This is a genomic window from Tyzzerella sp. An114 (genome assembly GCF_002161055.1).
GTDB lineage: Bacteria > Bacillota > Clostridia > Lachnospirales > Anaerotignaceae > Fimicola > Fimicola cottocaccae.
Genome location: NZ_NFLT01000004.1, coordinates 199,370 through 223,880, shown reverse-complemented (window position 1 = coordinate 223,880; position 24,511 = coordinate 199,370). Strand labels below are relative to the sequence as shown.

The following is a 24,511-nucleotide window of genomic DNA, read 5'->3' as shown; positions in this document are numbered from 1 at the left end:
AAATTATTTAATCTGTTCTTTTATTACTTCCTCAGCTTTAACAAGAGCTTCACCAATCTTAGAAGCATCTTTACCGCCAGCCTGAGCCATGTTTGGACGACCACCGCCGCCGCCGCCACATACAGCAGCTGCTGCTTTTATGATGTTTCCGGCATGAACACCTTTTTTAACAACGTCATCAGTAGCCATAACAACAAGACTTACTTTTCCGTCTTTACCACTTCCAAGTACAATTACACCGCTTCCAAGTTTTTCTTTAAGCTGGTCACCCATTGTACGGAGAGCGTTTCCATCAGCTTCTTTAACTTTTGCAAGAACAGCATTTACTCCATTTATTTCTTTCTTTCCATTAAGAATTTCAGAAACAGCACCACCTGCCATTTTTGTTTTGAGTTTTTCAAGCTCTTTTGAAAGCTCTTTCTGCTCAGCAACAAGAGTTTCAATACGTTTTACCATATTATCTGGTGTAGCTTTAACTATTCCGCAAACAGTTTTAAGCTGTTCTTCCTGAACCTGGAAATGTTTAAGAGCTTCTGTTCCTGTTAAAGCTTCAATTCTTCTTACACCGGCAGCAACACCGTTTTCAGAAATTATCTTAAATGTTCCAACCTGTGCTGTATTTTTAAGGTGAGCACCACCACAAAGTTCAACGCTATATCCACCCATATTTACAACACGAACAACATTTCCGTATTTTTCACCAAAAAGTGCCATAGCACCCATTTTTCTTGCATCTTCAATATTTTCCTGTGTTATTGTAATATCAAGGTTTTCAAATATTTTCTCATTTACAAGTCTTTCAACTTCTTTAATCTCATCTGGTGTCATAGCTGAGAAATGTGTGAAGTCAAAACGAAGTCTTTCAGCATCAACATAAGAACCTGCCTGTTCAACATGAGTACCTAAAACAGTTCTTAATGCTTTCTGTAAAAGGTGAGTTGCAGAGTGATTTCTTGATGTAGCTAATCTCTTAGCATAGTCAATTGTAGCTTTAGCTGTATCACCAACAGAAATACTACCGTCTTCAACTTTACCTATATGAGCAATTTTTCCACCTACAACTTTTATACAGTCTGTAACTTTAACAGTTCCTGTTTCTGTTGTGATAACACCATGGTCTCCAACCTGTCCACCGCTTTCAGCATAGAAAGGTGTTCTGTCGATAAATACAGATACTTCATCTCCAGCAACAGCACTATCACTTACTTCATTGTTTGCAATTATAGCAATAATTTTTGCGTCAGAAACTTCTTTAACATCATATCCAGCAAACTCTGTCACCATATCAACATCAAGTTTGTGATATACTGTTTCATCAGCACCCATATAAGTGCTCTTTCCTCTTGCCTCTCTTGCTCTTTCTTTCTGTATTTTCATTTCCTGATTGAAGGCTTCTTCATCTATTTCAAAGCCTTCTTCCTCAAGAATTTCTTTTGTAAGGTCAATAGGGAAACCGTATGTGTCATAAAGTCTGAATGATTTTTCACCACTCATAACTTTTTCACCTTTAGATTTCATTTCTTCAATGTCATCTTTAAGTATTTCCATACCTTTATCTATTGTTTTATAGAAAGCACTTTCCTCAACATTGAGTATTTTATAGATATAATCTTTCTTTTCAACAAGCTGTGGATACGCTTCCCCTGAATTAGCTATAACAACTTCACATATATCTGTCATAAACATTCTGTTTATTCCAAGAAGTCTACCATGACGAGCAGCACGTCTTAAAAGTCTTCTTAAAACATATCCTCTACCTTCATTTGAAGGAAGAACACCGTCAGCAGTCATAAATGTTACGGAACGGATATGGTCTGTTATAACACGAACGCTAACGTCTGTTTTATGGTCTTTTCCATACTCAACGCCTGCAATCTTACAAACTTTATCACGGATAGCTTTTACAGTGTCAACGTCAAATATTGAGTCTACATTCTGCATAATTGTAGCCATACGCTCAAGTCCCATACCAGTATCAATATTTTTCTGTTCAAGTTCAGAATATGTTCCGTCTTCTTCAGCATTAAACTGTGTGAATACAAGGTTCCAGAATTCCATATATCTGTCACAGTCACAACCTACTGTACAGCCTTCTTTGCCACAGCCGTATTCTTCCCCTCTGTCGTAGTAAATTTCTGAACATGGACCACAAGGGCCTGTTCCATGTTCCCAGAAGTTATCTTCTTTACCCATGTAGAATATTCTATCTTTAGGAACTCCAACAACTTCATGCCATATTTTAGCAGCTTCATCGTCATCTTTATAAACTGTAACATAGAGTTTATCTTCAGGGATTTCCATAACTTTTGTTACAAACTCCCAGCTCCATGGAATGATTTCTTTTTTAAAGTAGTCTCCGAAAGAGAAGTCTCCAAGCATTTCAAAGAATGTACCGTGACGAGCTGTCTTACCAACATTCTCAATGTCACCTGTACGAATACATTTCTGACAAGTTGTAACTCTTCTTCTTGGAGGAACTTCCTGACCTGTAAAGTATGGTTTTAAAGGAGCCATACCAGAATTGATAAGAAGAAGACTGTTGTCATTGTGAGGTACTAAAGAAGCACTCTCAAGTCTTAAATGGTCCTTGCTCTCAAAGAATGCAAGGAATTTTTCTCTTATTTCATTTAAACCCATTTCTCTCATAATTAAAAAAATCCTTTCTCTTTATTTTTCAAGTAAATAAAAAAGCTCCGTTCCTGAAAAAATATCAGGGACGAAGCATTATCCGCGGTACCACCCTATTTGTGTTTTTAAAAAACACCGGCTTAATTTTTCTTTAACGCAGAAAGTACGTTTTCGCCTTACACTAAAGGTTTTTAGCGAAACGGTTTGAGATAAATCTCAAAAAGACTGCTTCTGCAAATGCCTTTCCAAAAATCTTTCAGCCTAGGATTTTCTCTCTTTAGGACGCTTTTTTGCATACTCCTTCTTTTTATAACCTTTATATTTATTCTGTTTATGATTATATTAGAGCAAACCTCATTTTGTCAACAATATTTTTACATTATTGAAAAATGTAAAAACAATTTCAAAATTTTTCAATAACCTTTCCTATTATATGTATTCCCTTTTCAATGTCATCATCTGACACATTTACAAAACAAAGTCTTATATGACTACCCTTTCCACTATTAATAAACTGGCTTTCCGGAGATACAGCCACACCATTTTTTAAAAGCTCACTACATATCACATCAATATCAATATTTATTTTTATATCTATCCATAAACTTATACCACCTTGTGATTTTAAAACATAAAATTTGTTTTTATCAAGGTATTTATTACAAGCATAAACAGCTTTTTTATATTTCATTTCACCATATTTCCTTATAGTTTCAATATGACCTTTCCAATCATATTCATCAATATAAACAGACAATGCCTTTTGTATAAAACCTGATGTAGATATATCAGAAGTATATTTTGCCTTTATAACAGAGTCCATAATTCGTGGTGGAATTACCATAAATCCAGTTCTAACTCCCGGCATAAGTATTTTTGAAAAACTTTTTATATATATAACTCTATTTTTGTAATCGAGAGCTTTCAAAGGAACAATGTTAAAATCAGTATAATTAAAATCATACATATTATCGTCTTCTATTATATAAAGGTCATATTTTTCTGCAAGTTCAATAAGTTTTCTTTTTTTCTCTGTGGAATATGAAATCCCTGAAGGTGTTTGAAAATATGCCATAGTATATATTAATTTAGGCTTATACATTCTCACAGTATTTTCTAAAATATCAATATTCATTCCATCTTTTTCAATAGGTATTTCAATAATATTTCCACCTCTTGATATAAAAGAAGCTGCCGCACCATAAAAAGCTGGTTTTTCAACAATAACACTATCTCCATATCTCATAATAGCCTTTGCAACTATATCTATACCCTGTTGAGCTCCTGAAACAATCTGTATATTATCTTTTCCACATCTTATTCCTAAATTTTCACAAAATTTTGAAAGAGATTTCCTAAGAGGTTCATATCCCTGTCCACCTTCCTCTCTGAAAGCTACTCCTTTTTCCTTTTCAAGTAAATCATTAAATATTTTTTTAAAGTCTTCCACAGGGAAAAGTTCTTCTGGCAGTGAAGATTTTGTAAAATTAATAATATTTTTAATATTTTCAAAATTATTATTTGATATATTCATTTTTTCCACAGGTTTTGGAATTTCATTAACAGGTATAGGTGAAACATAAGTACCACTTCCCGTTATTGAATACACAGTTTTACAGTTTTCAAGATATTTATAAGCTGTAACAACAGTTACTGTATTTACTTTTAATTTTTCAGCCATTTTTCTTATGGCGGGAAGTCTTGTATCGGGAGGAATGACACCTTCCTCTATAAGTTTTCTAAGACCGTCTCCCAACTGTTTATACATAGGTTTTTCAGAATTTCTGTCTATTATAATTGAATAAAAATCATTCATGCAATCACCTCTATTACTTAATACAATTATACTTTAAAACACTATATTTTATAAATAAAAAAGGTGTCGTAAAACGACACCTATATTTATAAAAATATATAAATAAAATAATATCAATATTGCTTTCTTCCGGAAGCTCCAGCTATTCCCATACTCTCTCTGTATTTTGCAACAGTTCTTCTTGATATTGCAACACCCTCATCGTTGAGCATTTCGGTTATAACTCTATCACTCAAAGGAGATTTTTTATCTTCACCCTCTATTATTTTTGTAATTCTTGATTTTATAGCATCGGCAGTTGTCATATCATCTTTACTGTTACTATTTTTTGAAGCTATACCATTACAAAAAAATCTACTTAAAGGATAAACACCATGACTACATTGAACATATTTGTCTTTTATAGCACGACTTACAGTAGACTCATGAACTTCTATTTTTTCAGCCACATCTATAAGTCTCATAGGTTTAAGTTCCCCTGAGTTTTTACTAAAAAATTCTTTTTGTGTATCAACAATTACTTCCATAGTTTTCATAAGGGTTTCATGTCTCTTTGAAACACATTTTATAATCCATTCTGCTTGTTTAACTTTTTTACAAACATATTCTTTTGCCTCATCTGGAACATTTGTTAATAATATATCTTTATATTGTCTCCCTATTCTTATATTAGGAAAATATGTATCATCAATTATTATATTAAAATCTCCATCACTTGTTTCTTCAACAATGACATCAGGCACTATATAATTAAGATTTCTATCACTCATAAAGCTGTTTCCCGGCTTTGGATTTAAACTTTTTATAACAGAAACAGCACTTATAACATCTTCCACAGAAACTTTAAGATTTTTTGCTATTATAGGTATTTTATTTTTACCTAAATTTTCAAGCTCTTTTTCAACAATAGCTTCTGCAATAGGATTTCTGTTTTCTCTTGCTTTAAGCTGTATAAGGAGACATTCGGAAAGATTTGAAGCCCCAACACCTAAAGGCTCAAAACTTTGTATAATTGAAAAAGCATCTGTTATACACTTTTTATCAATATTAAAAGGTTTAAATATGCTATATAAATCATCAGCACTTTCCCTTACATATCCATTATTGTCCATATTTTGTATGATATACTTTGCAAGAACATATACTTCCCTTTGAAGATTGAGAACATTTAATTGTGATAAAAGATACTCCTCAAGGCTTTCTCCCGGTATTTCTTTATAATTCCAATCCTCTCTGTCTTTTTCATCATCATTATAATAAACATTGTTCTGAAAATCAGAGGACTCCAACCATTCAAGTTTCTCTTTTACATTTTCAAACTTATCATCGTTTTTCTGTTCATCACACTCCACAACAGGATTTTCAACAGAAAGTTCTTTTAAGTACTCTACAAGCTCAGCATTGCTCATCTGAAGAATTTGGGCTGAAAGAACCATATTCTGAGACAAAGCTAATTTCTGAGAAAGTTCAAGTTTTAAATCCATAAACACCTCACCCCTCATGCTTTTTCTACTGTATTTTTTAATTATATATAAAATTGCACCAAAAAACAACATAACTTGTCATATCTCTGTACAAAGTAAACATCTATCAAAAAACCAAACAATTCCAAAATTTTGTATGCAAAATATTTATTTTCCTTTATTTTTCAAGGAAATTTAAGTATATGCATTTACAAATCACTCTAAAGATAGTATATTGTTATTTAGAGAATAAAATTTTTAACAGTAAAATATTCAATAAAAATTTAATTGATTTTGTCAATAAATTTATATGTATTATTTATCAAAAATATTTGAAATTTTTGTTTTTTAAATAAATTTGTTGAGAATTAACTATTTTTGTATTAAAATAATAGCTGTTGATTATTTCACGCAGTTATTTTTTTATATTTTATGTCTTGTACAGACAACACCACCACCAATTTATATTGTCTGTACAAAAAATGAACAGAGGGGGATAATATGCAAGCTTTAACGTTTAAACGTGGAGTCCATCCACCAGATGGAAAAGCCCTTTCAGCAGAACAGCCAATAAAGGTTATTATGCCGAAAGTAGGTTCAGAACTGTTTTTCCCTATGTCACAGCACATAGGCGCACCTTGTGAACCACTTGTACAGGTTGGAGACTATGTAAAAGTAGGTCAGAAAATCGGTGAGTCACAAGCATTTATGTCTTCTCCAATATTCTCAAGTATTTCTGGTACTGTAAAAGATATCAGACCTATGCTTGTTCCTGGAGGAGCCACAGTAAAATCCATCGTTATTGAAAATGATGGAAAAATGGAGGAAATAGAAGGTCTCAACCAGCCAAAGGATTATACTAAAATGACAAATGAAGAAATCCTTGCAACAATAAAAGAAGCTGGAGTTGTAGGTCTCGGTGGTGCAGGCTTCCCTACACACATCAAACTTAACCCTCCAAAAGACCAGCCTATTGACCATATCATAGTTAATGCAGCTGAGTGTGAACCTTACCTTACAACAGACTATCGTCTTATGCTTGAAGAAAGTGACAAGATTGTTAGAGGTTTACAGGTAATGCTCAAACTTCACCCTAATGCAAAAGGTGTTATAGGTATTGAAAACAACAAACCAAAAGCAATCGAAGCTATGAAGAAGGCTTGTGAAGGTATTTCAAACATCACAGTACAGCCTCTTGTAACAAAATTCCCACAGGGTTCTGAAAAACATCTTATATATGCTGTAACAGGCAGAGAAGTTCTTTCAGGTGCACTTCCAGCTTCAGCAGGCTGTATTATTGACAACGTTGACACAGTTATAGCTGTTGAGAGAGCTCTTTTCAGAGGTAGACCTCTTATGAGACGTGTTGTTACTCTTACAGGCGGTGCTGTTAAAAACCCTGGAAACTACAAAATACGTATCGGTATGACATTTACTGATATAGTTGAAGCAGCAGGCGGATTTAAAGAAAATGACCCACCTGTAAAAATCATAGCTGGAGGCCCTATGATGGGACCTGCAATGTTTACAACAGATGTTGCAACAGTAAAAACATCTTCAGCTCTTCTCTGCTTCACAGAGAAAGAAGCTTTTATTCCTGAAGAAAGAAACTGTATAAGATGCGGAAAATGTGTAGAACACTGTCCAATGGGACTTGAACCTCTTGTACTTAACCAGTGTGCTATATTAGGCGACGGTGACGGTTTCGTTAAAAATCACGGACTTGACTGTATCGAATGCGGAAGCTGTTCTTATGAGTGTCCTGCAAAACGCCAGTTAGCTCAGTCAATCAGAGCAACAAAGAAGATTGAAATGGGTAAAAAGGCCGCTGCAGCCGCTGCTGCAAGAGCCAAAGCCGCAGCAGAGAAAAAATAAAGGGGGATAACCATAATGAGTAACTTTGTAGTATCAGCTACCCCTCACGTCCGTTCAAAGGATTCCATACAGGGAATTATGCGTGATGTAATAATCGCACTTGTTCCTGCAACTGTGATGGGTATTGTATACTTTGGATTAAGAGCACTTGTACTTGTGGCTATATCTATTGCTTCAGCAGTGTTCTTTGAATTTTTATATCAGAAACTTACAAAACAGAGAGTTACAATAGACGACCTTAGTGCTGTTGTAACAGGTCTTTTACTTGCACTCAATATGCCGGCATCAGCTCCTTTCTGGATGCCAATTGTAGGTAGTGCATTTGCTATTATAATAGCAAAACAGCTTTTTGGTGGTCTTGGACAGAACTTCATTAACCCTGCCCTTGCAGCCAGAGCATTTTTACTTGCTTCATATCCAACAGCAATGACAACATGGACACTTGACGGTGTAACAACTGCTACACCTCTTGCTCTCTTAAAATCTGGAGATATAGTTAGTCCTACTATGAACGATTATATGGCAGCTCTTACAGGTCATATAGGCGGTTGTATCGGTGAGACTTGTGCAATAGCCCTTATAATCGGTGGACTTTACCTTCTTTACAGAAAAGTTATATCTTGGAGAATTCCAGTTGTTTACATAGTAACAGTAGTAATTTTAACAGGTGCTATTGGAAGAAATGGTGTAAGAGTTCCTCTTTACGAAGTTCTTGTAGGTGGTCTCTTACTTGGTGCATTCTTCATGGCAACAGACTATGCTTCATCACCAGTTACTGCTAAAGGTCAGATTATAATGGGTATCGGATGTGGTCTTCTTACATCACTTATAAGAATATATGGTGGTTATCCAGAAGGTGTTTCATACTCAATACTTATTATGAACCTTTGTGTACCTCTTATTGATAGATTTACAAAAGGCAGAATCTTTGGAGCAAGACCAAAGGAGGCGAAAAAGGCATGAATGGAATAGCAAAACCAGCAGGTATATTATTAATAATAACAGCAGTAGCTGCTATGCTTCTTGGTGTTGTTTCTGAGGTAACAAAAGAACCTATTGCATTACAGAACGCAAAAACAGAAGCTGCTGCAATGGCTGAAGTTTTCCCTGTTGATGGTGTTGAGTTTGAAACAATTGCTGATACATCAGTAGGTGACACTATATCAGGTACAATATCAAAAGTAAGCGAAGCTAAAGTTAACGGAGAAACAGCAGGATACGTAGTAACAACAAATCCTAGCGGTTTCGGTGGTGCTGTAAGCACTATGGTTGGTGTTGATACTGAAGGTGTTATAACAGGTCTTCGTGTACTTTCACACTCTGAAACACCTGGTCTTGGTGCTTTATCAACAGACCCAAGTTTTTATGAACAGTTTGCCGGAATGTCTGGAGAAATTAAAGTTACAAAAGACGGCGGTAATGTTCAGGCAATAACAAGTGCAACTATTACTTCAAGAGCTGTATCTGACGGTGCACAGGAAGCTCTTAATTGGGTTAACGAAAACGGAGGTGCAAACTAATGGGTAATCCAGTAAAAATAATTAAAAATGGTATTATTGATGAAAACCCAACCTTCGTACAGGTTATCGGTATGTGTCCTACACTTGCTGTAACAAGCTCTGCTATAAACGGTATTGGTATGGGACTTTCAACAGCAGCCGTTTTAATATGTTCAAATATATTTATTTCTTTAATTAGAAAAATAATTCCAGATGAAGTAAGAATTCCTTCTTTCATCGTTGTTATAGCAACATTCGTTACAATAGTACAGTTACTTTTACAGGCATATTTACCATCACTCAATGCCTCATTAGGACTTTACATTCCTCTTATTGTTGTTAACTGTATTATTCTTGGTAGAGCTGAAGCTTTTGCTTCAAAGAACTCTCCAATAGACTCAGCATTTGACGGTATTGGTATGGGTCTTGGTTTCACAATAGCTCTTACAGTAATTGGTCTTGTACGTGAGTTCATTGGTTCAGGTACACTTTTCAATATAAGTGTACTTCCAGAAGCTTTCCCTAAGACACTTCTCTTTGTAATGGCTCCAGGAGCTTTCTTCACATTAGGTTGTCTTATGGCACTTCTTAACCATTTTAAAAACAAAAAGAAATCTGCTTAAAAGGAGGGGAAAATAGATGAATTTAATATTATTGGTTTTAGCCGGTATTTTTGTTAACAACTATGTATTATCACAGTTCTTAGGCATCTGTCCTTTCCTTGGTGTTTCTAAAAAAGTTGAAACATCAGCAGGTATGGGTGTTGCCGTTATATTCGTTATAACACTTGCTTGTGCTGCGTCATGGCTTGTTTATAACCTTATATTATTACCACTTAATATTCAATATCTTTACAACATAGCTTTCATTCTCGTTATTGCGGCTTTAGTTCAGTTTGTTGAGATGTTCTTAAAGAAAAGTTCACCATCACTCTATCAGGCCCTTGGTGTTTATCTTCCACTTATAACAACAAACTGTGCCGTTTTAGGTGTTGCTGTTGTTAATATGCAGAAAGAATACAACTTTATAGAGTCTGTATTAAATGGTATTGGTGGTGCTGTTGGTTTCGCTCTTGCAATCGTACTTTTTGCAGGTATCCGTGAAAGAATACAGCATAACAACATTCCTAAGGCTTTTGAAGGTTTCCCTATTGCTCTTGTAACAGCGGGACTTATGTCAATTGCATTCTTAGGTTTCCAGGGCTTAATTAAAATTTGATAAAAACAAGGAGTGAGACAAATGGATATAATGAACATTGTAAACCCAATACTCAGTATTGGCGGCTTAGGTCTTGTTTTTGGTGCGGGCCTTGGTTTTGCGGGAAAAGTTTTCGCAGTTGAAGAAGACCCAAAACTTGGAGAAGTAACTGAAGCTCTTCCTGGTGCTAACTGTGGTGGTTGTGGTTTCCCTGGCTGTGGCGGTTGTGCTGCTGCCATTGTTGCAGGAAAAGCTCCTGTAAATGCTTGTCCTGTTGGTGGCTCTGCTGTTGCTGCTAAAATAGCTGAAATTATGGGTGTTGTAGCAGAGGAAAAAGAACCTACTGCAGCATTTGTAAAATGTGGCGGTAACTGTGACACAGCTAAAAATAAATATGAATACTTTGGAATGGATGACTGTGTATTTGCTTCACAGCTTGCCGGAGGCGGTGCAAAAGGCTGTTCTTATGGCTGTCTTGGACTTGGAAGCTGTGTAAAAGCTTGTCCATTCGATGCAATAAAAATTGAAAACGGAGTTGCTGTTGTTGATTCTGAAAAATGTACATCATGTGGAAAATGTGTTGCTACATGTCCAAAACATATCATCGAAATACTTCCTGTAAACAAAAAAGTTAAAGTACAGTGTTCTTCAAAAGATGCTGGAAAAGCTGTTTTACAGAACTGTACAGTAGGTTGTATAGCTTGTAAGATATGTGAAAAAACATGTAAATTTGACGCTATCCACGTAATAGACAATATAGCAGTAATAGATTACAGCAAATGTAAAAACTGCGGTATGTGTGCAAATAAATGTCCTAAAGGAGTTATAACAGGAAAGAGACCAACACCTCCTCCTGCACCAGCTCCAAAGGCTGATATTGCAAAACCTGAAGTTTCAGAAGCTAACAAAGCTGAATAAATTATTATAAAAAACGGTGTATTTTACACCGTTTTTTTGTTATAAATATCATTTTATTTTTTATAAAAGTCTGCTAAAATATTTTATAAAAATATATTAATGGGGGGTATTTTTTTGAGAAATGGAAGGGGCAATATATGTCTTTTTTTGCTTGTAATATTTGCCGGAATAATATTAGGTGGATTTATAGGAGAATACCTTGGAAAATTACCCTTTCTCACCTGGCTTAAATTTGGACGCGAATTAGGTTTAACACAGCCTCTTATACTTGATATAGGCTTTTTAAAGCTGACATTCGCTCTTACAATAAAGTTCACACTAGGTGGAATAATAGGACTTATAATAGCAATATTTGCATACAGGAAATTATAAAAGAGGTGTTTTTTAATGAAAAAATTTATACTTGCTTCTGCATCTTCCAGAAGAAAAAGTCTTCTTGAAAAGATAGGAGTTCCTTTCACAGCAATAGAAAGCAATCTTGACGAACAGGCAGAAGTTGACAACGATTATTCACCATATGAATGGGTAAAAGCTGTTGCTGCTAAAAAAGGACATGCTGTATTTGATAAAACAGATGTTGAGCCTGATACAGTAATAATATCTGCTGACACAATAGTAACTGATATGGGTAAAATATTACACAGACCAAAAACAAAAGAAGAGGCAAGAAAAATGCTCTCATCAATATCAGGTAGAAAACATACAGTATATACAGGTCTTACACTTATATTTGTAGGTGCTGACGGAAAAATAGAAAATGAGGAAAGTTTTGTTGATGCAACAGACGTTTATATGCATAAACTCACAGATGACGAAATAGAAGCCTATATAAGCACAGACGAGCCTTATGATAAAGCTGGAGGATATGGAATACAAGGTAAAGGAGCACTTCTTATAGAGTCAATTTACGGTGATTATTACACTGTTGTAGGACTTCCTTTAGCAATACTTTATAGAGGACTTAAAAGAAATGGTGTAGACATTCTTGATTTTTGGAAAAATTAATTAAAAATAAAAAACCGGTTTTTAAAAACCGGTTTTTTTTATTCAATACCTTTTACTCTCTCTATATGTATAGCAAGATAACTTTTTTCAATATCTGTGATTTCTTTCTTTATTTTCTTTGAAATAAAATCACATACAATGCAGGCGGTGTCATATGACTCAGGGAATTTCTCTCTAACATACTCTGTCATATCTATATTAGGCTTCTCCCCTGTTTTCATTCTTGCAAGCATATATTTTAAATGTGTAACAAGTCTTGCATATGAAAGGGACTCTACATGAAGTTTTTTACCTATAAGTTTCTCAAGCATATCCATTGAATCTTTCACAACAAGAGCTGTATCCATTCCCTCGGTAATATCTGAGCTTGTAACAGCAGAATGTACATGAAGTGTTATATATCCAACCTCGTCATCACTTATATCAATACCAAGTTTAGATTTTATTATTTCCCTACCCTTTAAAGCCACACAATACTCTTTTTCAAAAAGAACTCTAAGCTCTCTAGAAAAGGGATTTCTTATTTCCATATTTTCATTTATACGCTTTACAGCAAATGCAATATGGTCTGCCAACGGAATAAGTATATTATTATCCACACTATCAAAAACTTTTTCCGCTTCCTCAATGATACCTCCTGCAATCTCAATGTATACACCATCAAGACTTTTTATCATTTGTATAGAATTTCCTCTTGAATTTTCTCTTTCAAAGAAATAGGCTTTAGAGTCTTTAAACTCACTAACATTTTCATTTATTTTTCTTCCAAAACCTATACCCTTTCCAATAAATATTACTTCTTGTTTTGTATCAAGATTCATTACAAGCACACCGCTGTTATTTAAAACTTTTAGAATTTTATACACTTATACCCCTGCTTCCGTATAAAATATTTGAAAAAGTTATACTTTAAAATAAAAGCCTTATAAAACCCCTTAAATTTTATAAGGCTTTATAAACAGCTGTATATTATTTTAATGTAATAACGTCCTCATTAGCATTATATATATTACCAGCAGTCTTTGTCCACTCTAATTTCTGATTTTCTGACATATTTGTTATTACAACAGGTGTAGCAGTCTGAAGACCTTTTGATTTTATAAACTCTGCATCAAATTCAAGTATCTTCTGACCTTTTTTAACTTTATCTCCAACTTCAACAAATGTAGTAAATCCTTCACCATTAAGACTTACTGTATCAAGACCAACATGAATAAGAAGTTCAACACCTTTTTCACTCTTAAGTCCGATAGCATGTTTTGATGGGAATACAACTTCAACAGAAGCATCACAAGGAGCATATACAACATTGTCTTCTGGGAATACAACAAAACCGTCACCCATAATTTTTCCTGCGAAAGCTGGGTCTGGAGATTCTGATATATCACAAACTTTACCTGTTATAGGTGTTGAAAAAGTCTCCTCAATAGTATTTTCTTTTGTTTCTTCTTGTTTCTCCTCTGCTTTTGGAGCTTCAACAGTTTCAGGAACAAATTCTTTATCACTTTCAGGACTTGCAAGGAAATCTTCAAGGTTTGAACGTATAACAGCAACTCTAGGACCGTATATAACCTGAACGCCCTGTCCTTTTTTGATTACGCCAGCAGCACCTGACTGTTTTAATATACCTTCATCAACTTTATCTGAATTTACAACTGTACAACGAAGTCTTGTAGCACAGCAATCAACATCAGAAATATTATGTTTTCCACCAAGACCTGCACATATAAGTTTTGAAACCATGTCGTTTTCTGAACCATTATTTTCAGAACCTTTTGCAGCTCTTGCAGCATTTACATCAGCTTTTGTATAAAGTTTTGTTTCTTCTGAGTCATCTTCACGACCAGGTGTTTTAAGGTCAAATTTCTTTATAAGGAATTTGAATATAAAGTAATATAAGAAGAAGTAAATTATACCAACAGGTATTATAAGCATCCAGCTTGTCTTTGCATTGCCCTGAAGAATACCAAACATAAAGAGGTCAATAAAACCACCTGAGAATGTAAGACCAACAGCAATATTAAGAATATGAGCTATCATATATGCAGCACCAGCAAGAATAACCTGTACAGCAAAAAGCATTGGTGCAACAAAAAGGAATGAGAATTCAATAGGCTCTGTAATACCTGTAAAGAAACTTGTTAAAGCAGCTGAAAGTAAAAGACCTCCTGCAACTTTTTTCTTTTCTGGTTTTGCACACTGATACATAGCAAGAGCAGCACCAGGAAGACCAAACATCATGAATATAAATTCACCTGAGAAATAACGTGTAGCATCAGCACTGAAATGTGTTACAGTTGGGTCTGCAAGCTGTGCAAAGAATATGTTCTGTCCACCTTCAACAAGTCTTCCTGCAACTTCCATTGTTCCACCAACACCTGTCTGCCAGAATGGAAGATAGAAAACATGATGAAGACCAAAAGGAATAAGAGCACGTTTAATAATACCAAATACAAGTGTTCCAAAATATCCTGTACCTGTTACAAGACTTCCAAGAGCATAAATACCGCTCTGAACAACAGGCCATACAAAATACATTAATATACCTACAAAAAGATATGTTATTGTTGAAATAATAGGAACGAAACGTGAACCACCAAAGAATGATAAAGCATTTGGAAGTTCAATTTTATAAAATCTGTTATGTAATGCGGCAACACCAAGACCTACTATAATACCGCCAAAAACACCCATCTGAAGTGTGTTTATACCACACATTGATGATACAGTACCACTTAAAACTGCGTCTGAAATTGTTCCGTCTGGAAGTATTTTACCATTGATAACAAGCATAGCATTTATAGCTGTATGCATTACAAAGAAAGCTATGAGAGCTGATAATACAGCAACCTCTTTTTCTTTCTTAGCCATGCCCAGTGCAACACCACCGGCAAATATAATTGGAAGGTTATCAAATATAGCACTTCCTGTTTTACTCATGATTGTTAAAAGTGCATTAAGCACTGTACCCTCTCCAAGGATACCCTCTAATCCATAAGCTGCAATAGTTGTTGTGTTTGTAAATGAACTTCCAAGTCCAAGAAGAAGACCAGCAACAGGAAGAACGGCAATAGGAAGCATAAAAGAACGTCCTACTCTTTGCAAAACACCAAATATTTTGTCTTTCATAATAAATTACTCCTTTCAAAATAATAATTAATAAGAACATTATGGTATTAAAGCTTTTTTCGGGCCCGTAACATAAAAAAAAAGACATTAATACCCAAAAATGTGTATAAAGATACACTCTTTTGAATAGTTAATGCCTGCATTCCAGTAACACACTATATATTAGTATATTACCAACAAAACTATTTTATGTCAAGTACATTTTTACATTTTTTTAACACTTATAAATACAATAAAATATTTTTTATGTCAAAAAATATTAAAAACCTTGACGAAAACGTCAAGGTTTTATATTTATCTGAATGATGTTTTTAAGGCTTTAGCAAGGACTTTTGGATTTTTATTGTAAGGAGTAACAGGTATCACCTTTTTATCTGTAATTCCCATAAGTTCATAAACAGCAATTCTTGCAGCTCTCACAGAATACTCCTCTGTAAATACCATATCTTCTGGTATCTCTACAAACTGACTTATCATAGCAAAATTTACGGAATTATCCATAACAACTTTAGGTCTATCACTCATTTTTCTTGGTTGGAACTGGGAGTCTATATAAGGCATCATACAAGGTATAACATCAACAACATCTTCCATAATCTCATCAATTTTATCTTCCCAATGGAAATGATGTATAAGCTCTATCAAAATTTCACGACCTGTACATTCCATCATAGGTTTATCAACATAATCACCTTTATTTCCTGTATATAAACCATAACCCCAGAATATTGTTGTGTCGCTTTCTTGAGCTTTAAAATGTGGCTGAGCAGCTACAACAATACTCATAAGCCAGCTAGAGTCTTTGAAAGTCATAAGAGCACCACTGCCCGGTATATTGCCGGAGAAATTTTCAATCATTTTAAGTAACTTATTTCCTCTCATTGTTACAGTGAAACTTTCCCAATTTGTTTCTTTAGGATTTCCAAAGAAAGGTTCTGGATTTCCAAGTTCACTTCTTTTTTCAGAAACTTTTTTCCAAAGTTCTCCTGATATAGGTTTTTTACTGTTAAATTCAGGTGCAGTGTCAATATTTCCCAAAGTTGCACAATCTGTCATACAACCATTTGTCATGATACATATATCATCTTCAAGAACATCAATAATAGTTTTTCCTTCCGGTGTATTAATATAAAGTTTTTCTGCAATTATATTTTCACCATCAGCAAAATCAATATCTGTCACTGTATAATCAGTATGGAAATTTACACCTCTATTTTCAAGATATGATTTTAAAGGCAATATAAGAGACTCATACTGATTATATGGTGTTCTTGTAACACCCTCAAGAGTTTCTATTCTTGAAAATTCAAATATCATTCTGTTCATATAGCGTTTAAATTCAAAAAGTGATGACCATTTTTGGAATGCAAATGTTGTCTGCCACATATACCAGAAATTTGTTTCAAAGAAATGAGGTGACTCCTTAAACCAATCTTCTATTGTCATATCATCAAGATTTTCTTCCGGTGTTTTCATAAGTTTTGCCAAAAGAAGTCTATCTTTGTTATCAAATCCCATAGAAGTTACATCAAGTATATTACCATCTTTATCAATAAGTCTTGCCTGTGCATGAGTTGGGTGAAGGTGGTCAAAGTTTAATATTTCTTCTGTAACACTCTTACCTTCAAATTCAAGAGAAGGAATTGAAGAAAAGAGTTCCCAGAAATTTTCATAGGTTTCCTCATTTAACATTCTTCCACCTCTACAAACAAAACCTTGTCTGTCTCCGGCTCCGTCATTACTTCCTCCAAGTATATTCATACCTTCATAAATGTGTATATGATTTCCCGGCATACCACAATCACGTATTAAATAGGCAGCACCTGCCATTGAAGCAAGTCCTCCTCCAACAAAATAAGCATTTCCCATGCTTTCAATTTCTTGAGCATCTATATCTGAAAGTCTATTTGTTATTTTTTTCTCTACCTTTTCATTTTTTATTTTAGATAATTTTAAAGCAGTAGCAAAAGCTCCTACACCTGCAAGAGTAACTATTAAGGCTTTTTTCTTATTCATAATATAAAATCCTCCTTTCGGAATTAAAATACTAATACATTTCATGTTATTTTATCCAAATATACGTAAGTATTTAATTAAATGTTTAAATTAATTTCAATAAAAAAATATACAGCATTTTCATGCTGTATATTATTTCTACAAATATTTATTTTAATTCCAATTTATAAAGGTTATCCATTGTTACGGCAATATATGGGTGCATAACATACCTACCATCTTCCAAATCCACATAATTTTCAGGATTTCTTCCAAGAGCCAAAGCACAACTTAAGTCAATTATAGACTGTGCTTGACCTTTAAAATCACCAAAAACCGTTCCAGCAAGATTTCCACTTCTCAATTCTTCCACAGCTGGTTCTGTACAATCAACACCAACTATAACAGGAAGTTTTTCTATACCTTCAGCTTTGTAAGCATCTATTGCACCTAAAGCCATATCATCATTATTACTGAGTATAACCTCTATATCATCACCAAAAGTATTTATACACTGAGAAATTTTACTGGCAGCTTGACTTCTCTGCCAATTAGCACTTTCATTTGCCAATTTATCAAGCTGTATTCCCTCATTTGTTATTGTCTTTATGGCATACTCTGTACGGAGAAGTGAATCTTGATGTCCCTGTTCACCTTCAAGCATAACATACTGTAATTTACCATCACCGTTTTTATCAATGTTATATTTTCCGCTATTATACATATCAACTATTATGCTACCTTGCATTTCTCCCGACTCACTGGCAGGAGCTCCAACATAATAAACTCTATCCCAACGTTCAAGGTCTTCTTTTACAGGCTCTCTATTAAAAAATACTATTGGTGTATTATTTATTTTTGCTTTATCTATTATAGGAGCAGCAACAGTTCTATCAACAAGATTTATACATAACACATCATAATCCTGTTCAAGACATTTATAAATTTGCTCATTCTGTGCTGTTTGACTACCTTTTCCGTCAAAGGAATTTATAACTATTTTAATCCCATCAGAAATTTCTTTATTTCTTGCAGCCTTTTCAAGATTACTCTGTAATGTACTTATAAAAGTATCATCTTTAGTATACAAAAACACACCTATTTTTATTTCTGTAACAGTACTGTTATTATTTGGGGCATTGTTATTTACACAACCTGTGAAAATTACAGCTATAAATGCCAGAATAATAATCCTATATAAAACAAACAACTTTTTCAAAAGAAAACCTCCTATCTTATAAAAGGAAATATAAGTTTCTGACATTCTGTTGTATACATATTTTCACTGTCTACAACTTTATAATCTATTTCCGCATTTTTTATTTTATCGTTTTTTATTGATGAAACAGCCGCTTGAACACCAAGGTATCCTATATTAAACTCATTCTGAACAACTATTGCAGATATCAATTCTTTTTCAAGATATGAAGCTATTCTTCCTGTAATACCTACTCCATATATACGACCATTCCAACCATTTACACCTTGAAAATATGTTGCAGTTTTTTCTAAAACTTCTGTCTCTGTGGCAATTATAACATCTGGTTTATATTCAAAAACAAGATTATCGAAAAAATATGGCTTTGATGTGTTCATATCCTTTACAGGAACAGTAATTGTATTAATTCCATTTTTATTTAAAACATCAATTATGCCTTTCTCTCTATCAGATATACTTGTACTTTTTGCCGTTCCTTGGAGTATTACAATATTTTTATCATTTTCTCCTATTTCATCAGCAACTCTTTCTCCCAAAACTTTTCCCATATTATAATTATCAGCAGAATAAAAAGCTTTTACATTCTTTGTATTTACATTACTTTCTATTGATATAACAGGTATTCTTGTTGAAACACTATTTACAGTAGGCACAATATAATCACTGTCAGCAGCAGATATTATTATTGCATCAGCTCCATTATTAAACTCTCTTTTCAAAAGTTCGTCTTGTTCTTCACAACTGTTATATTCTGCAAGGGAAATATAAGTCATTTCAGCTCTCATATCAATTGCAGCCTGTTCCATTCCCTGCCTTATTATTTCAAAACTTTCACTGTCTGTAAATCTTGTTATAACAGAAATATTATAATATTCTTTTTCTTTTCTCTCTGCCGTAAGATTATAGTTAAAGAGATATAAAAAAGCAAAGGTAACTGTTATTGAAAATATTATTATGTATGATTTTCCTTTTTTCATCACTTAGTACCCTCCCCAGAATATATCTCATTAATGTTTATACAAGGAAGATGTATTCTTATTAAAGTTCCCTCGTCAGGTTCACTTATTATACTGAGACCATACTCTTTTCCAAAATAAATCTGTATTCTCTCTTGTACATTTTTAAGACCTACACCGCTTCCTTTTCCTTTTGCCCTGCTTCCCTTTGTCAGAAGTTGTTCTGCAATTTCAGGAGGTATTCCCATACCATTATCTATTACATCTATATAAAGCTCATTGTCTTTTTTATAGGCGTTCACTATAATTTCCCCGTCTCCGTCCATAAACTCCATACCATGATAGACAGCATTTTCTATAAGAGGCTGTATAACAAGTTTTATTGTGACAAAATCCATAACTTCTTCATCAGCATTTATTTTAAATGTAAATTTATCTTTAAATCGCATATGCTGTATTGTTATATAATTTTCAGCGTGTTTAAGTTCATCTTTAACAGTTATTATATTTTTACCTTTACTGAGACTTATTCTAAAAAATCCCGCAAGAGATGTTACCATTGTAATTGCTTCTTGATATCTTTCATTTTCAACCATCCAAACAATGGAGTCCAAAGTATTATAAAGAAAATGAGGATTTATTTGAGCTTGTAATGCGTCAAGTTCCGTTTGTCTTTTAAGTTCTTGTTCAAAAACTATATCCCCCATAAGTTTATGCATTTGCTCAACCATTGATTTAATAGTTTTTCCAAGATGTTGTATTTCATAGGAACCACCTATGGCTATATTCACATTTTCAGCTCCCTTTTCCAATTCCTTCACAGAATTTTCAAGAGCTTTTATAGGGTCAGCTATTTTTGCCGATATAAATGTATTTGCAAAAACAAGAAGTATTATTGCCAAAAATACAACAAAAAGTATAAATATTGTTATCTGTGACGAGTCAGCAAAAGTCTCATTTATAGGAGTTACACCTATAATTTTCCAACCTGTATATCCTAAAGTTTTTACTGTTGTAAGTCTTTTTTGACCGTCAAGAATGTCCACATAATTACCATCTTCCACATCTGAAAACTCTGAATTATTTTCACTTAAAAGATTTGAATATATAAGTTGTTGACGTGGGTGATATATTATTTCTCCATCTCTGCCAATAAGATATATATAACCTGTCTGACCTAAATTTACATTTTTGCAAATCTGTTCTATACCACTAAAATTCATATCTACAAGCAAAACTCCGCTTTCAATCTCTCCTCCAGTTGTAAGCTCAACAGCTCTACTTAAAGATACTACCCATTTATATTTATAATCCACATCATCAAAAAGCTTTTGAACATGAGGTGTTGAGAAGTGAAGATTTTCTATCTGACCTGTGGCATTTTGAAACCAATCTTCATTCTGTGGCTGTGCTGTTTTTTTCAATTTAGATAAAGGAGTGGCTGTAACAAGCTGTCCATCCTCTTTAAAAACTGCAATACTCACAATATGCTCACGATTTGCTTCATAAAGAAGGTTCATTTTTTCATCAAGAGACTCCTCTGCAAGGTCAGTATTTTTTATAACACTATAATACATAGAATTTGAAACTTGCATAAGATTTCTTATATAGGAGTCAAGACTATAATTGACTTGGTCAACAATTCTTTTATTATAGTCCTCTGTAATTTTTCTGTTAGCTGTTGAAAAACGTATCATCAATGAAGTTCCTATAAAAACAAATCCCACAACTGCAATTATAGTAAAAGACAGTGACAACATATATTGAATACTCTTTTTTCTATAAAATCCTGAAATTTTTTCAATAAAATCTCTGAATTTATTTCCCAATAAAATCACCGCCTTTATTTTGATGTACTTCTATATTTTGAAGGTGAAACACCAAAATGTTTTTTAAACACATAACTGAAATAGTTAGGCTCTGTATATCCAACTTTAGATGATATTATATATGTTTTATCATCAGTAGTATTTAAAAGTTTTATAGCTTCCTCCATTCTCAAATCTGTAAGATATGTTATAAAACTTACACCTGTTTCTTTTTTAAATATTGTTGAAAAATAAGCTGGACTTACATGGAGATAATTACATAAAGTTTCAACAGAAATGTCACTTTCCATATAATGTTCTTTTATAAATTCTTTTGTTCTGTCTGCAAGAAGTTTTGCAGAGTCCATTCTTTCACGTTTTATCATAAGACTTATTTTATAACAGGCTTCAAATATCCAACCGCCCAAATCATCAAGGGACTCAAAATCTCCAAGGTCAAAATATCCTTTAAAATCTTTTCCAAAAATCTCTTTAGAGTCAAGATTATAGCTTCTAACAATTTTAAAAAGCTCAGATAAAAGCTCTGTCAAATATATTTGATACTGGCTTTTTGTAACTCTATAATCTTTAAATTTATTTATTATAGACATTACAGCATTTTTAATACTTTCACTGCCTTCAAGTTTTATTGCATTCAAAAGTATTCTTGCATCATCTTCATCAAACTGTAACTGTTTAGAGAAATCCGGTTCAATATCACTTATATAAAGAGCTTTATCACCCATTATAACTCTATAATCAAGGGCTGTTTTTGCCCCATTATATGAATTTTTTATGCCGGTTATTGTATTACAAACAACGCCTATACCAGCAGAAACAGACATTTCAAGGAAATGTTTTGATGTTCTACATATCTTTTGCATTTCATCAATAAAATCCATTATCTGATTTTCTCTATCGAATTTTGCAATAATAACAACTTCCTCATTATATAAAAAACTTTTGAAATCGCAAAAATTTTTGAGATTTTCATCAACAATAGTTTGTAAAGATAAAGGAACAAGCTCCATATCATTTTTAAATGTTATAACCTCTCCTGTGCTTGTATCAGAGTTAAACTCTGCATGTACAACGGATACACACCAAAAATTAGACCACAACTCTAATTCATATTGTATAGCTAAATCCATAACTTTATCTTTATCAACTCTACCTTCTATCAAACGAGTTAAAAACTGTTGCTGAAGAATAGGAAGACTTTTTTTATAGCTTTCACGCAAAAGCTCTATATTTCTTTTTTCAAAAAACTCATTATCAAGTTGTTCTTTTATTTTTTTGAGAAGTTCTGTAAGTTTAACAGAGTCCACAGGTTTTAACATATATTCATAGGCACTTATTTTTATGGCTCTTTGAGCATATTCAAAGTCATCAAAGCCTGAAAATATTACAACCTTTGTATGAGGCATTTTATTGTAAAGTTTCTCTCCCAGTTCAAGCCCTGTCATAAAAGGCATTTTTATGTCTGTAATAACCAAATCAGGACGGTATTTTTCACAAAGTTCATAGGCCTCTTGACCATTTTCCGCTGAACCTACAACCTCAAAACCATTTCCAAACCAATCTATTTTTCTTATTATACCGTTTCTCAATTCTTCTTCATCGTCTGCAATTATAACTTTATAAAGACTCATTTTTGCCTCCCAAAAATCCTTTTAAATTTACTGTAAAAACATTATATCATAAACCATAAAACAACAAAAAGAGTATCCCGAAGGATACTCTTAAAATTGCATTATAATCATTTTCCACGGTATTTTGAAAGGTCGATAGCAACAGCAACAGCTATAATAACACCTTTTATAACCTGCTGCCACATAGCATTTACACCAATGAACTGCAATCCGTACTGAATAATAGTGAATATAAGAACACCGATTATAATACCAGAAACCTTACCAACACCACCATTAAGAGAAACACCACCAACAACGCAGGCTGCGATAGCGTCCAACTCGTATCCAACACCATAGTTATTTGTAGCACCGGCTGTTCTCGCTGCTTCAAGAACACCACCAACACCATAAAGAGCTGATGCAAGAACGAAAATACCTACTATTGTCATAGGAACGTTTATACCTGATACAACAGCGGCTTCTCTGTTACCACCGATAGCATATACGTTTTTACCGAATACTGTTTTATTAAGTACAAACCATATTACAATTATAAATAAAAGAGCAATAGGAATAAGTATTGGAATACCACCTATATTTGAAGGAAGTTTATCCTTCCATAATAATGTCTGTCCAATAGCTGAGAAATCACTTCTGATACCACCGATAGGCTGTGAGTTGTTTGGAGGCATATCGAAGTATAATGAACAAGCACCATAAATAATAACCTGTGTAGCAAGTGTTGCTATGAATGGATGCATATCAAAACGAGCAACTAAGAAACCATTTAAAAGACCAAATATCATACAAGCAAGTATTGCAAGTATAATAGGAACTATAACTGGAAGATGTGGAAGGTCTGGGAAAAATCTATTTGCATAATCTGGGTTCTGCATCATTGAAGCTGATATAACAGCTGCAAGACCAACCATACGACAAGCTGAAAGGTCTGTACCTGCAATTAAAAGTGTGAAACAAATACCAAGAGCAATAATCATTCTTGGAGAAGCCTGAGCAAGAATATCTCTTAAAACTTTAAGTTTCATAAAGTTAGGCTCTATAATCATAATTATGATAACCATAATACCAAGAGCTATTTTAATACCATTATTCAAAAAGAACATTTTTATAGCTCTGCTGGACATATCAACAACAGCATCTTCATTTTTGTTTGTTAAATTTTTAAATATGGAATATCCTGCTATAAATACACCTATTATAACTATAAACCAAGGAAGGTCATATAATTTCTTCCAACCATTAGATGTCTGTAAAAAGTGAAAAATAACACCAAATATAGCAATAACAGCACCTATTATAGTAAAGGAAGTATAAAACTTTTTAAAAGACATTGATTTTTCTTCCATTG

General features: G+C 33.5%; 18 protein-coding genes, 1 pseudogene and 1 other annotated feature. Of the genes and pseudogenes, 8 read left to right on the top strand and 11 right to left on the bottom strand.

What is annotated here, in order from left to right; genetic code table 11:
- Positions 1-3: 3 nt before the first annotated feature.
- The 3 genes from alaS to rpoN all read right to left on the bottom strand — a co-directional run bounded on the left by alaS (position 4) and on the right by rpoN (position 5,928).
- A complete protein-coding gene (gene alaS / locus B5E58_RS05610) occupies positions 4-2,646 on the bottom strand; it encodes an alanine--tRNA ligase (RefSeq protein ID WP_088108704.1) in 2,643 nt (880 codons plus the stop codon).
- Between the two features lie 63 nt (positions 2,647-2,709).
- Positions 2,710-2,948: a binding site (T-box leader), on the bottom strand.
- Between the two features lie 83 nt (positions 2,949-3,031).
- On the bottom strand, positions 3,032-4,444 hold the full coding sequence (pdxR, locus tag B5E58_RS05605) for a MocR-like pyridoxine biosynthesis transcription factor PdxR (RefSeq protein ID WP_088108703.1): 1,413 nt from the start codon (positions 4,442-4,444) through the stop codon (positions 3,032-3,034).
- A gap of 113 nt (positions 4,445-4,557) precedes the next feature.
- The gene (rpoN, locus tag B5E58_RS05600) at positions 4,558-5,928 is read right to left on the bottom strand and encodes an RNA polymerase factor sigma-54 (RefSeq protein WP_158097676.1); all 1,371 of its coding nucleotides are present in this window, start codon (positions 5,926-5,928) and stop codon (positions 4,558-4,560) included.
- A 480-nt stretch (positions 5,929-6,408) separates the two neighbouring features.
- On the opposite strand from rpoN, the gene rsxC reads away from it, so the two are divergent.
- The 8 genes and pseudogenes from rsxC to B5E58_RS05560 all read left to right on the top strand — a co-directional run bounded on the left by rsxC (position 6,409) and on the right by B5E58_RS05560 (position 12,401).
- Positions 6,409-7,782: an electron transport complex subunit RsxC gene (gene rsxC, locus B5E58_RS05595; RefSeq protein WP_088108701.1), complete on the top strand. Its 1,374-nt coding sequence runs from the start codon at positions 6,409-6,411 to the stop codon at positions 7,780-7,782.
- A gap of 15 nt (positions 7,783-7,797) precedes the next feature.
- The gene (locus B5E58_RS05590; RefSeq protein ID WP_088108700.1) at positions 7,798-8,745 is read left to right on the top strand and encodes an RnfABCDGE type electron transport complex subunit D; all 948 of its coding nucleotides are present in this window, start codon (positions 7,798-7,800) and stop codon (positions 8,743-8,745) included.
- Positions 8,742-9,302 (top strand): RnfABCDGE type electron transport complex subunit G, encoded by a 561-nt coding sequence (locus B5E58_RS05585; RefSeq protein ID WP_088108699.1) that lies wholly within the window; start codon positions 8,742-8,744, stop codon positions 9,300-9,302. The genes B5E58_RS05590 and B5E58_RS05585 overlap by 4 nt, the downstream gene beginning before the upstream one ends.
- Positions 9,302-9,892, top strand: a pseudogene (gene rsxE, locus B5E58_RS05580) (electron transport complex subunit RsxE); the annotation flags it as partial. The gene B5E58_RS05585 and the pseudogene rsxE, both read left to right, overlap by 1 nt.
- Before the next feature lie 28 nt (positions 9,893-9,920).
- Positions 9,921-10,499 (top strand): electron transport complex subunit RsxA, encoded by a 579-nt coding sequence (gene rsxA, locus B5E58_RS05575; protein ID WP_088108697.1) that lies wholly within the window; start codon positions 9,921-9,923, stop codon positions 10,497-10,499.
- 21 nt (positions 10,500-10,520) lie between these two features.
- Positions 10,521-11,396 (top strand): RnfABCDGE type electron transport complex subunit B, encoded by an 876-nt coding sequence (locus tag B5E58_RS05570; RefSeq protein WP_206608553.1) that lies wholly within the window; start codon positions 10,521-10,523, stop codon positions 11,394-11,396.
- Positions 11,397-11,510: 114 nt separating this feature from the next.
- Complete coding sequence (locus B5E58_RS05565; protein WP_242956608.1) at positions 11,511-11,768, top strand: DUF4321 domain-containing protein; 258 nt, start codon at positions 11,511-11,513, stop codon at positions 11,766-11,768.
- Positions 11,769-11,783: 15 nt separating this feature from the next.
- On the top strand, positions 11,784-12,401 hold the full coding sequence (locus B5E58_RS05560; RefSeq protein WP_088108695.1) for a Maf family protein: 618 nt from the start codon (positions 11,784-11,786) through the stop codon (positions 12,399-12,401).
- A 38-nt stretch (positions 12,402-12,439) separates the two neighbouring features.
- Here B5E58_RS05560 and B5E58_RS05555 read toward each other — a convergent pair whose 3' ends face one another.
- The 8 genes from B5E58_RS05555 to mglC all read right to left on the bottom strand — a co-directional run bounded on the left by B5E58_RS05555 (position 12,440) and on the right by mglC (position 24,509).
- The gene (locus B5E58_RS05555; RefSeq protein ID WP_088108694.1) at positions 12,440-13,267 is read right to left on the bottom strand and encodes a PRD domain-containing protein; all 828 of its coding nucleotides are present in this window, start codon (positions 13,265-13,267) and stop codon (positions 12,440-12,442) included.
- Between the two features lie 103 nt (positions 13,268-13,370).
- Positions 13,371-15,530: a PTS transporter subunit IIABC gene (locus B5E58_RS05550; RefSeq protein WP_088108693.1), complete on the bottom strand. Its 2,160-nt coding sequence runs from the start codon at positions 15,528-15,530 to the stop codon at positions 13,371-13,373.
- A gap of 294 nt (positions 15,531-15,824) precedes the next feature.
- Positions 15,825-17,546, bottom strand: a complete 1,722-nt coding sequence (locus B5E58_RS05545) for an oleate hydratase (RefSeq protein WP_088108692.1) — start codon at positions 17,544-17,546, stop codon at positions 15,825-15,827.
- Between the two features lie 148 nt (positions 17,547-17,694).
- Positions 17,695-18,744 carry a galactose ABC transporter substrate-binding protein gene (locus B5E58_RS05540; RefSeq protein ID WP_242956607.1) on the bottom strand — a complete coding sequence of 350 codons (1,050 nt, stop codon included), beginning with the start codon at positions 18,742-18,744 and terminating at the stop codon, positions 17,695-17,697.
- 11 nt (positions 18,745-18,755) lie between these two features.
- The gene (locus tag B5E58_RS05535) at positions 18,756-19,721 is read right to left on the bottom strand and encodes a substrate-binding domain-containing protein (protein ID WP_088108690.1); all 966 of its coding nucleotides are present in this window, start codon (positions 19,719-19,721) and stop codon (positions 18,756-18,758) included.
- Positions 19,721-21,529 carry a histidine kinase gene (locus tag B5E58_RS05530; protein ID WP_164493544.1) on the bottom strand — a complete coding sequence of 603 codons (1,809 nt, stop codon included), beginning with the start codon at positions 21,527-21,529 and terminating at the stop codon, positions 19,721-19,723. The genes B5E58_RS05535 and B5E58_RS05530 overlap by 1 nt, the downstream gene beginning before the upstream one ends.
- A 14-nt stretch (positions 21,530-21,543) precedes the next feature.
- The gene (locus tag B5E58_RS05525; RefSeq protein WP_088108689.1) at positions 21,544-23,160 is read right to left on the bottom strand and encodes a response regulator; all 1,617 of its coding nucleotides are present in this window, start codon (positions 23,158-23,160) and stop codon (positions 21,544-21,546) included.
- 107 nt (positions 23,161-23,267) lie between these two features.
- On the bottom strand, positions 23,268-24,509 hold the full coding sequence (mglC, locus tag B5E58_RS05520; protein ID WP_088108688.1) for a galactose/methyl galactoside ABC transporter permease MglC: 1,242 nt from the start codon (positions 24,507-24,509) through the stop codon (positions 23,268-23,270).
- Positions 24,510-24,511 lie beyond the last annotated feature (2 nt).

Bases quoted from the DNA above. Each gene is read 5' to 3' on its own strand.
- alaS (WP_088108704.1), bottom strand. From the start codon at position 2,646: ATGAGAGAAATGGGTTTAAATGAAATAAGAGAAAAATTCCTTGCATTC.
- pdxR (WP_088108703.1), bottom strand. From the start codon at position 4,444: ATGAATGATTTTTATTCAATTATAATAGACAGAAATTCTGAAAAACCT.
- rpoN (WP_158097676.1), bottom strand. From the start codon at position 5,928: ATGGATTTAAAACTTGAACTTTCTCAGAAATTAGCTTTGTCTCAGAAT.
- rsxC (WP_088108701.1), top strand. From the start codon at position 6,409: ATGCAAGCTTTAACGTTTAAACGTGGAGTCCATCCACCAGATGGAAAA.
- B5E58_RS05590 (WP_088108700.1), top strand. From the start codon at position 7,798: ATGAGTAACTTTGTAGTATCAGCTACCCCTCACGTCCGTTCAAAGGAT.
- B5E58_RS05585 (WP_088108699.1), top strand. From the start codon at position 8,742: ATGAATGGAATAGCAAAACCAGCAGGTATATTATTAATAATAACAGCA.
- rsxA (WP_088108697.1), top strand. From the start codon at position 9,921: ATGAATTTAATATTATTGGTTTTAGCCGGTATTTTTGTTAACAACTAT.
- B5E58_RS05570 (WP_206608553.1), top strand. From the start codon at position 10,521: ATGGATATAATGAACATTGTAAACCCAATACTCAGTATTGGCGGCTTA.
- B5E58_RS05560 (WP_088108695.1), top strand. From the start codon at position 11,784: ATGAAAAAATTTATACTTGCTTCTGCATCTTCCAGAAGAAAAAGTCTT.
- B5E58_RS05550 (WP_088108693.1), bottom strand. From the start codon at position 15,530: ATGAAAGACAAAATATTTGGTGTTTTGCAAAGAGTAGGACGTTCTTTT.
- B5E58_RS05545 (WP_088108692.1), bottom strand. From the start codon at position 17,546: ATGAATAAGAAAAAAGCCTTAATAGTTACTCTTGCAGGTGTAGGAGCT.
- B5E58_RS05535 (WP_088108690.1), bottom strand. From the start codon at position 19,721: ATGAAAAAAGGAAAATCATACATAATAATATTTTCAATAACAGTTACC.
- B5E58_RS05525 (WP_088108689.1), bottom strand. From the start codon at position 23,160: ATGAGTCTTTATAAAGTTATAATTGCAGACGATGAAGAAGAATTGAGA.
- mglC (WP_088108688.1), bottom strand. From the start codon at position 24,509: ATGGAAGAAAAATCAATGTCTTTTAAAAAGTTTTATACTTCCTTTACT.